Genomic DNA, 9,755 nt, shown 5'->3' with positions numbered 1-9,755 from the left:
AGGTAAGCGGTCTAACGACCGATTGGGGTTTAAGCCAGTTCTTGTTAAACAGTATTTGGAAACAGGCTGGGTGGAAATAAGAAATCTTCCTGCTTTACATAACCTATGCACTAGTCAACAAACATTAAACAACAGCATTTATGAAAAAGATAAAAGTAAATATAGAATGGTACGACCACAACTTTGGTGCCAGCTTAGGCCACAATGTACCTGGTAGCGTTGTGCTTACAGCTAAGACTTACGACGAACTGGTAAAAGAAATAGCTGCAACATTGCGGTTTCATATCGAGGGAATGATTGCAGATGGCGAAGACGTACCCCAATGGTTGCGTAATGGCGAATACGAATTTGACTACCATTTAGACACGGCCGCCCTTCTTCGTTCATGCGAGCCATACGCTAGTCTTGCAGCCATATCGCGCGCCTCTGGGGTGAACGAGAGGCAATTGAGTCCATTATGCTAACGGCCTTAAAAAGGCTCGCCCACAACAAAGACAACGTATCGTTGAGGGATTACACAAGATTGGTCGCAGACTTATTGGCATTGTATAAGTCCAACACAACAACTGCTACAAAACAAGGGTTCTCCATTGAGGGGCTTATAAAGGTGAAAGGATGTTTTAAAGGTGAAAGGGTGAAAGGGTGAAAGGGTGAAAGGGTTAAAAAGTGAAAGGGTGAAAAGGTGAAAGGGTGAAAAGGTGAAAAGATGGCTAACGCCCTTTAAAGCTGTCTATCGGTTCCTAGATTTCTAGTTCAGTCTAGCTTTCGGACAAGTCGGACAAATCGGACAGGTCGGACAAGCCGGACAAGCCGGACCTGTCCTATTAGCCTAACGCCACCCATACATTTGGCTTAACTCCTTAACTCAATAACTCCTAAAAGTGAAAAGATGGCTGCGCCACCTACACATCTGGCTTAACTCCTTAACTCCATAACTCCTTAACTCCATAACTCATAAAGGTGAAAAGATGAAAATGTTACTCTGTTGTTTGAAATACGAACGCCCAGTTACCTGTTGCGAGTGTTCAGTGTTGTCTTTGGCAAAATAAAAGCAGATTGTTCTAAGGACAAATTTGGATTTATCGTTTTACCCTTGCTCGGCAGAAAATATATCGCTAACTTTGCTTACGGAAGACTGGCTGCCACCAGGACTGATAGGTTGCCCAGCGGACAAAATGGCAGGATTGTCTAGTGCTGTGGCAATTATAAGGCAACCTATCTCTCTCCTTTTGCTTCTCCAACTGGCTCTCTCACTAAAACAACAAAGCGCCACTACCATATCTTTTGCTCGCTTACCTACTAGCAGTAAACCAACAAAAGATATGATGGTGGCGTTTAATAAAATATTATCGCGATGTAGTTATCTGCGTTTATTTGCAGCACCATGCCTTACAACGCACCATTAAGGCACACCGCAGACTGGGTTGCTACACGCTAAATAACAACTGTTACCACTTAAACGATAGGATACGGGGGTTGATGTTGAGTGAAACAAATGCCCAGTCTTGCCAACGCTTGTAGTTTTCTGCATCGGCTCCATCCATAGTCTTAGTTGGCAACATGGTGGAATAACCAACTGTCAGTTTCACATCTTGCGTTATCTCATAGTCGAGTTGCAGGTCAACTTCTCCACCAAGGCCTTGGTCCTTGCCGTCCGTCTTCACTGCATCCATGAAATAGTGTCCGTTAGCTTTCAATGCAAGCTTTTCAGTAGGCGTAAAGGTAACACCCAGCTGAATGTCTTGCAAGCCAAGGCTACGATGTTCTCTTACATAGAAGTAATCCATTGCTCCATAGAACTTGTGATGCGTTCCATAAAGGGGATCGAATGCACTATAAGTGTCTCCCTTCCCGTCTTCACCACTCAGATAATCATAGCCCAAGTTAAACTTCCATTGCTCGTTGGGCATGAAACCTGCGTTAACGCTAGCCATCCAAGCAGAAACTTTCGTGTCGCCTGTTGGACGTTTACCCATTTGATAGTAAGCAGAAGCCTGCAAGTCGAGCTTTTCGGGGCGATAAGTAACGTAGGTGCCGAGGGTTTGCATGTACTTCGTATCACCCTCAGCTCCGGGTCCATACTCCCAACCTAAGTTAGAAAGCAAAGCAGAAATGCCGAATGGGTTATCCTCATTTCCATAGTGGTACCAGAAGGTTTGCATGTGTTTGTAGGGTTGGCCAGGTGCAAACTTTGTTCCAAGCAAGTTCTCTCCACTTTGGTTGTATGCCAAGATAAGGTGCAGCTTGTGCATATCGTTCTCGTAACCCAGCTTTAAAGCATCGTGACTTCTGCCGGCTACGTTCCAATCGAGTGCACCGAAGATGCGCTCATCATCGTAAGAGAGGATTTGACGACCCAATTTAGCGAAGAAACCATCACCGAACTTGTACTGTCCCCAGGCCTCGTTCATCATGATACTTCCATCTGTTTCAATCTGACGGTACTGCCCCCAAACGCTAATCTGTTGAACAGAGAGCTTGGCACTAAGCCCGTCGCCACGTTCGAAACCCACTCCAAGCCTAGCACGCTCTTCGATGAACGATGCCGGTTGTGCGCTTTTGGGGCGTAACTGCATATAACCGTTGCGATATTCAGCGCGCGCACGTACCTGCGCGTCGATGTTAATCTCGTTATCGCCTTGTGCCCACATCATGGTAGGCATGGCAAGTAATGACAATGCGATAAAAGTCTTTTTCATTTCCAAAGCATTTAAGTTCTTAATTATTTTTTACTCCGCAAAAGTAAAAAGAAAAGAACATACCACCAAGAAAAAAGCTAACAATTATCAAAAAAAGGGCGAAAGTTTTCACTTTCGCCCGAAATCGGCAGGTATTTCCCCCCATTTTGAGGTTTCCCATTTAATTATTTGTGTATTAATCTCATGACTTTGCAGCCAGCGTTCGGCCCTTTCTATCACCTGAAAAAGTGCTTCGGTTTTGGCGTTGCGTTCCAGTTTGGTTTTGCATTTCTTTTTTTGTACCCAGAGTATGGCATTATAACTGTCGGAATATATCACCTTATCGGTTATGCCCCGCTGCTGCATTAAGGCCAAAGCGTGAACAATGCCGAGAAATTCGCCGATGTTATTGGTGCCGTGTACTGGGCCAAAGTGGAACACGGGATAGCCCGTTTGCAGGTCGACACCTTGGTATTCCATCGGTCCGGGGTTGCCCGAACAAGCGGCATCCACCGCCCACGCATCGGCTTTTACCTCTGCGGGCAGCGGCAACACGGTGTCGTTGCGGTGCGATGACGGGTTAACGAGTTGCGATGCCATGCTTACATCCTCTCTGGAACCTCGATGCCCAGCAGCTGCATGCCGTTCTTAATGGTCTTGGCCACGTTCTTTGCCAACACTAGGCGCAATGTTTTGGCTTCGGCACTCTCGGCGTTGAGGATGCTGTAATCGTGGTAGAACTGGTTAAAGTCTTTGGTCAGTTCGTAGCAATAGTTGGCAATGCCACTGGGACTGTAATCTTTTCCGGCTTGTTCTACCACCGTTTCAAAGCTGTTGAGCTTTTGGATAAGCTGCACTTCTTTCTCGTTTAGGGGCAGCGTATCGGGCAAAACGCTGGGCAGGACAATGCCTTCGGCCTCGGCTTTACGCATAATGCTGCGTATGCGGGCGTATGTATATTGTATGAATGGGCCTGTATTGCCGTTGAAGTCGATGCTTTCTTCGGGATTGAAGAGCATGTTTTTGCGTGCATCAACTTTAAGGATAAAGTATTTTAGCGCACCCATGCCCACGATACGAGCAATCTCGTTGCGCTCGTTCTCGGTCATATCGGCAAACTTACCCAACTCTTCGCTGGTGCGACGAGCGGCCGAAACCATCTCTTCCATCAGGTCGTCGGCGTCTACCACCGTACCTTCGCGGCTCTTCATCTTGCCATTTGGCAGTTCAACCATACCGTAAGAGAAGTGCACCAGCTCTTTTCCCCACTTAAATCCAAGCCTGTCGAGCAGGATGGAAAGCACTTGGAAATGGTAGTTTTGCTCATTACCCACCACGTAAATCATCTTGTCGATGGGGTAATCCTTAAAGCGGAGGTCGGCCGTTCCGATGTCTTGGGTCATGTAAACGCTTGTGCCATCGGCTCGGAGCAATAGCTTTTGGTCGAGTCCTTCATCGCTTAGGTCGGCCCAGACACTGCCGTCGGGTTTGCGGAAGAACAGCCCTTTGGCCAATCCTTCTTCCACTTTGGCCTTGCCTTCGAGGTAGGTTTCCGATTCATAATATATCTTGTCGAAACCAACGCCCATTGCTTTGTAGGTCTCGTCAAAGCCTTGATACACCCAATCGTTCATCTTTTTCCACAGTGCGCGCACCTCTTCGTCGCCCTGTTCCCAGCGCACAAGCATGTCGTGCGCCTCTTTCATCAGCGGCGAGTCTTCCTTTGCGCGTTTCTCTGCCTCCTCGTCGGCCATGCCTTCAGCCTTGAATTTGGCCGTAAGTTCAGCCAATTCGGCGCGATAATGCTGGTCGAAGGCCACGTAATAGTCGCCTATGAGGTGGTCGCCCTTCTTTCCCGTACTTTCGGGAGTAGCGCCATTGCCCCACTTTTTCCAGGCCAACATCGACTTACAGATGTGTATTCCGCGGTCGTTTACGATGTTTGTCTTCACAACGCGGTTGCCGTTGGCCTCCATTATCTGGGCCAACGACCATCCGAGGAGGTTGTTTCGCACATGTCCAAGGTGCAAAGGCTTGTTGGTATTGGGCGAAGAATACTCTATCATCACGAGTGGCGACTGCCCGTTAACGGCCTTTTCGCCGAAACGAGGTTCGCTATCGATGCGGTTGAGCAAGCTAATCCAAGCTGCGGGAGCAATAGTGAGATTTAGAAAACCCTTCACCACGTTGAAACTTTGCACCACTTTGCAGTGCTGTGCCAGATAATCGCCCAGTTGTTGGGCGGTGTCTTCGGGTTTCAGCCTCGACAATTTAAGGAAAGGGAACACCACGAGCGTGAGGTTTCCCTCAAACTCGGCCTTTGTCTTTTGCAACTGAACCATCGTTGTTGGCACGTCTTGGCCAAAACATTCTTTCACCGCTTTCACTACGGTTGCTATTATCTCGCTTTCAATATTCATGCTGTTGTATTTCGATTTTTCTGTAAGTAGATGCAAAGGTAGTGATTTTTTTTGGGTTTTAAGCAGGCTAAGGACAGCAAGTATCATTAGAAGAACTTGTTAATCAAGGAGAACAAAGCGTGCAATACGGGCATGAAAAGCCGGCCCTTCTTTGATAAGAAAGGCATCAAAGGCCAGGCTTTGGCCTGCATCGCCTGGCTATTGTTTGGCCTTTACTGCCCTCTACGCATCATTTCCACGTACTTTTGCATCTTCTCCTTAAAGGCCTTTTCGGTCATTTCTTCGCCTCCCGTGGGTTCTTTCAAGGCATGGTCTACGCTCATCGAGATTTTCTTGGCCACGAAGATTTGGTCTTTCAGTTCGGCTTCGAGTATCAATCCGCCCACATCCGTGTACAAAGGCCCAGCATCTACGGGGATATGCTTGGTAAACCAAATGGTTTGTTTGCCGTCTTTGCTTACCGCCTTCATGCACTCGTAGCCCAAGATGTCTTTCTTTTCATTGGGTTTTACGTCGAAGGTATCGGGTTTCAAGGGGTCTACCAGCAAATAATGCTTACCCATAACCACCACTTTCGACACCTGCCTTTTGGTGTCTTTGTTGAAGTATATGATGTTTTCGAGCTGATTTTTCACAAACTCGTTGGCATCAATGGTTTGTCCCATGAAAGTTATCATTTGCTTTTCTTTCGCTGCTTGCGCGCGACCTTCAACCTGTCCGCCGTCTATACACATGATGTAGTAAGCCTTAACATCGGCCACCGCACTAATCAACGCTTTGCGCATCTCGTCGGGCAGACCCGATTCTTTCATTGCATCGGGCGAATTTGCATTAACGCGCGTTTCGTATTCAACGGTTAGTTGTTGGGCGTTAACTGCAATAGGTATGGCCGCAAACAGCATTGCGGCGAGAGATAATAGGATTTTTTTCATACGTTTATCTGTTTAAGTGTTATGTAAATCTACCGTTTGGGGTACTACTTAGAAGGTAACCATTGCCCCAACCATCACGTTTCCGGGCATGTAATGGATGTTACGAGTGCTAACGTAGTAGTTATCCACCACGCGTTCTTGCATCAGTCGTTCCCTCAGATTGAGCATGTCTTGCGCCGATGCCTTTAAGCGAATGTGCTTGTTAAGGTCGTATTCCATGCCGAAACGCAAGGCTGTATAGTCTGTTCCGCTGCCAGTTACCTTGCGCCAACATTGTCCCAGCCTCACCGATGCTTGCCATTTGTTGGCGATATAGCCCAATTCGCCCTCCAAACGATAATCGTTTTGGTGCGAACGCAGCAGCTTGCTCTTATCGTTTGCCCATGCTGCGGCAGCGAACAGTTCGCCATTGAACCCACGTTTGAAGTAGGTTTTGACGTTAAGGTTGAGGTTGAGCGAACGACTATTCAACGTTTGCGCCACGCCTTGGTAGAAGAATGGCGAGCGCGCAAGGCTCAATCCGCCGAAAAGACGGAAGTTAAGCGGCGTGCTTATTAGCTTTTTCTCCATCATCGAGCCAAAAGTGAGCCCCTTTCCACCCGACACATTGCGACTGACGACATGCGAAACCAACCCATCGGCCATGCTGTAATCGTAGGCCAAGGCGTTGTGGTTGTAGCTTAGCGACACCATATTAAATAGGGTTATGCCCTTAAATAGGTTGCCATACACCTGCATCGCCGTGAGTTCGGTGGTATGTGCGAGCGCATTTTCTATCTGCGCATAGCTCACACGCCTGAAATCGGCAATGTAAGGGCCATCGAACACCGCGCCAGCACCCACCAATTGGTACGTGCTTTTAAGTCGAAGTTCAACGTAATGCATCATACTAACACGATAACTGATGTTGAACAACGGCGAGACGGCCATCTTTGGCGAGACACCGAACGACAAGGGGCGCGATGAATGCAGGCTGAAATGATGGAATATGCCGCCAATGCCGAACCTAAACTTACCCTGATCTTTATTCAAACTCAACTCTGCGCCGTTGTCGTAAAAGCGATAAGGCATCTTCAAAGCAGGGTTATCCATGCCCGCGCTGTCGCCCTTTACGGTGGTAGAGAAGGTTTCTAGACCGTGGCGCAAGGCTATCCGCAAGAAGTAATCATCGGCAAATCGACGCACATATTGTGCCGAACCCGTAAATTCAAGCCTGCGTATGTTCATTTCCGAATGCAAAGCGGGCGACTTAAAGAGCGGCGTTGGTTGCGAAGAAAAGTCGTAACGGTTGTTACTGAACAAGAAGTTAAGGTCGGCCTTGTAGCTAAACACGTTCTTCCCATGCCGATAAAGCCACACCAAAGCGTTGTTTATCATGGCCAATCGCCCTTTCGTCTGTTCGTTAAGGCCAACGCTTTGCAGCTGTCGGTCGGTATTTCCTTCGGTCGTTCCAAAGTAACTGCGGTTGGTTAACGTCAGTTCCATGTTCTTTTGGTTGGCCAATTTGAACTTGATATTAGACAAGAAGTGGCGTTTATCTTGCAGTTCGCGTGTAGAATCGGTGTACGCCAGTCCGCCATGATAGGCGTAATGGTCGGTGCTTTTCATGCGATAACGGTCGGCTCCCACCATTCCGTTCCACAAAATCTTCATGTTTTTGCCAGGTGTGGACACCGTATTAAGCGACACCAGCCCATTATTCCGGCGGTAAACGTTCTCGCGATAGTCCAGCATCATGGCGTAATCGGTAAACGTCTTACGCATGCTAGCCATCGGGTCATCGCCCGAAAGCATTTCGCTCCACCCGCCATTCATGTTCACGATGTCGGCAGGCTGTATCAGTTTATCGCCAGTATTGTTGCCTCCCACGATGATATTGCCCATCATTCGCTTGCCCAGCAGCATGGCCGAACCCTTCGTCATCACCTTATTTAGCAGTCCGCCCTGCGCCTCGGCCTGTCCTTTCAGTCGTCCGTGCATGCTCTTATTCATCGAAAGGTCAACCACCGTTTGGTTACTACTCTTGAAACCAGAGAACACATTGTACTCCGAATAGTTGTCAATAACCTTCAAGTTATCTACACCCGACGCGGGAAGGTTCTCCATTGGCGTAGACACATTGCCTTGATAGAGGTCTTCGCCCTCCACCAACACCTTGCTCACGCACTTGCCGTTCACGGTTAACGAGTTGTCCTTATCATCGTATCGCACGCCGGGAAGATTGTTCACCACGTCTTTCAGCACCTTTTCGCGCCCCGTAGTAAACCTCGATACGATGTAGGTAGTGGTATCGCCGTTCACAATCATTGGGCTCGACTTCACCTCCACCTCTTTTAAGTTGATGGCCTCCGACTTCAACGTGAAGTCAACCTGCATCTTTGTGTTTCCAAAGAGAAACACTTTCTTGCTCTGCGCCACATGTCCAATGGCCTTCGCCTCCACGCGAAGTGGGCCGTTCGGCACGTTCTCCACGCGGAATTTCCCCTTTTCGTCGCACGCCAAAGCTTGCCATTGCTTATCGTCTTTATCGTAAAGGGTTACGGTACAGCGGGCGTTAGGGCTGAGCGAATCTGTTAACACCGTGCCTTCAACAATGTTTTGGGCACGCACAGCCGCCGTTCCGCACAGCATCAGCAGTGCGAAAATCAGCCTTATCGCTAACCATTTGGCTCGAAAACGGCCTGTCGTTGGCATTCTTAACATAAGCGCCATTGGGGGTTTAGGTATTCGTAGATGGTTACAAAGATATGAAAAACGAACCATCCAACACCGAAAAGAATGTAAAAAAATGTTTCGCCATGCCATTAATAAAAGACGTTAAACTATCTCCATCGCCATTTACTTCGCCATCGTTAGCCATCAGAACGCGCCATATAAATTTTGCCCGATAGGATAAATAGCGTAACTTTGCACATTATTATATATAGTATATGGTGGGACGACAAACCCTATGCCGCACACATAGCAAGCGGACACAACGGGCTTAACCCCCAAACCAATAAACCCACACAAGGATATGGACAACATCAAGAAAGATTTTGCAGCACGCCTGCTTCAGGTTAACGCCATTAAGTTGCAACCCAACGACCCCTTTACATGGGCATCGGGCTGGAAGTCGCCTTTCTATTGCGACAATCGCCGTACGCTATCGTTCCCCCAGCTGCGCAGTTTCATCAAGCTCGAACTGGCACATGCCGTGCTCGAACACTTTCCACAAGCCGATGCCGTGGCTGGTGTTGCCACGGGGGCTATCGCCCAGGGCGCGCTAGTGGCCGATGCGCTGCAACTGCCTTTTGTGTATGTAAGGAGCAAACCCAAAGACCACGGACTGGAAAACCTTATCGAAGGCGACCTGAAAGCGGGTCAGAAGGTGGTAGTTATCGAGGATCTCATCTCCACAGGAGGTAGCAGTTTGAAGGCTGTCGAGGCTATCCGAAAGGCTGGTTGCGAAGTTGTGGGCATGGTTGCGGCCTACACTTACGGGTTCGCCGTTGCCGAAGACGCGTTTAAAGCGGCCGACGTAAAACTGGTAACACTTACCGATTACGAGCACGTGGTGCAAAAAGCCGTTGAAACGGGATACATCGCCAAGGAAGATGTGGTGCTGTTGAACGAGTGGCGACTGAATCCTGCGGAGTGGAACCCTAAGAAATAAACAAACAACCACCCCACAACTAGCCCACAACAACCCCACAACCGGCCTCACCCCCAGCCCCTCTCCAAGG

Annotated in this window: 7 protein-coding genes; 2 read left to right on the top strand and 5 right to left on the bottom strand. The window is 48.5% G+C overall.

Features of this window, described 5'->3' with window-relative positions:
- Positions 1-140 precede the first annotated feature (140 nt).
- The gene (locus HMPREF2955_RS13050; RefSeq protein WP_246830155.1) at positions 141-464 is read left to right on the top strand and encodes a type II toxin-antitoxin system HicB family antitoxin; all 324 of its coding nucleotides are present in this window, start codon (positions 141-143) and stop codon (positions 462-464) included.
- A 984-nt stretch (positions 465-1,448) separates the two neighbouring features.
- Here the strand turns inward: HMPREF2955_RS13050 and HMPREF2955_RS13045 are convergent.
- The 5 genes from HMPREF2955_RS13045 to HMPREF2955_RS13025 all read right to left on the bottom strand — a co-directional run bounded on the left by HMPREF2955_RS13045 (position 1,449) and on the right by HMPREF2955_RS13025 (position 8,724).
- The gene (locus HMPREF2955_RS13045; RefSeq protein WP_070723917.1) at positions 1,449-2,699 is read right to left on the bottom strand and encodes an alginate export family protein; all 1,251 of its coding nucleotides are present in this window, start codon (positions 2,697-2,699) and stop codon (positions 1,449-1,451) included.
- A gap of 108 nt (positions 2,700-2,807) precedes the next feature.
- The gene (locus tag HMPREF2955_RS13040; RefSeq protein WP_070723876.1) at positions 2,808-3,278 is read right to left on the bottom strand and encodes an RNase H family protein; all 471 of its coding nucleotides are present in this window, start codon (positions 3,276-3,278) and stop codon (positions 2,808-2,810) included.
- Positions 3,279-3,280: 2 nt separating this feature from the next.
- Complete coding sequence (gene argS / locus HMPREF2955_RS13035; RefSeq protein ID WP_070723875.1) at positions 3,281-5,098, bottom strand: arginine--tRNA ligase; 1,818 nt, start codon at positions 5,096-5,098, stop codon at positions 3,281-3,283.
- Positions 5,099-5,310: 212 nt separating this feature from the next.
- Entirely contained in the window at positions 5,311-6,030 is a 720-nt protein-coding gene (locus HMPREF2955_RS13030; RefSeq protein WP_070723874.1) for a GLPGLI family protein, read from the bottom strand.
- A gap of 48 nt (positions 6,031-6,078) precedes the next feature.
- Positions 6,079-8,724, bottom strand: a complete 2,646-nt coding sequence (locus tag HMPREF2955_RS13025; protein WP_246830154.1) for a carboxypeptidase regulatory-like domain-containing protein — start codon at positions 8,722-8,724, stop codon at positions 6,079-6,081.
- Between the two features lie 322 nt (positions 8,725-9,046).
- Here HMPREF2955_RS13025 and pyrE point away from each other — a divergent pair, with 322 nt between their 5' ends.
- Positions 9,047-9,685 (top strand): orotate phosphoribosyltransferase, encoded by a 639-nt coding sequence (gene pyrE, locus HMPREF2955_RS13020; RefSeq protein ID WP_070723872.1) that lies wholly within the window; start codon positions 9,047-9,049, stop codon positions 9,683-9,685.
- The last annotated feature ends 70 nt before the right edge of the window (positions 9,686-9,755 follow it).

Origin of the sequence: Prevotella sp. HMSC073D09 (genome assembly GCF_001814145.1) — a bacterium.
Lineage (GTDB): Bacteria > Bacteroidota > Bacteroidia > Bacteroidales > Bacteroidaceae > Prevotella > Prevotella conceptionensis.
This window is presented reverse-complemented; position numbering and strand designations above follow the sequence as displayed.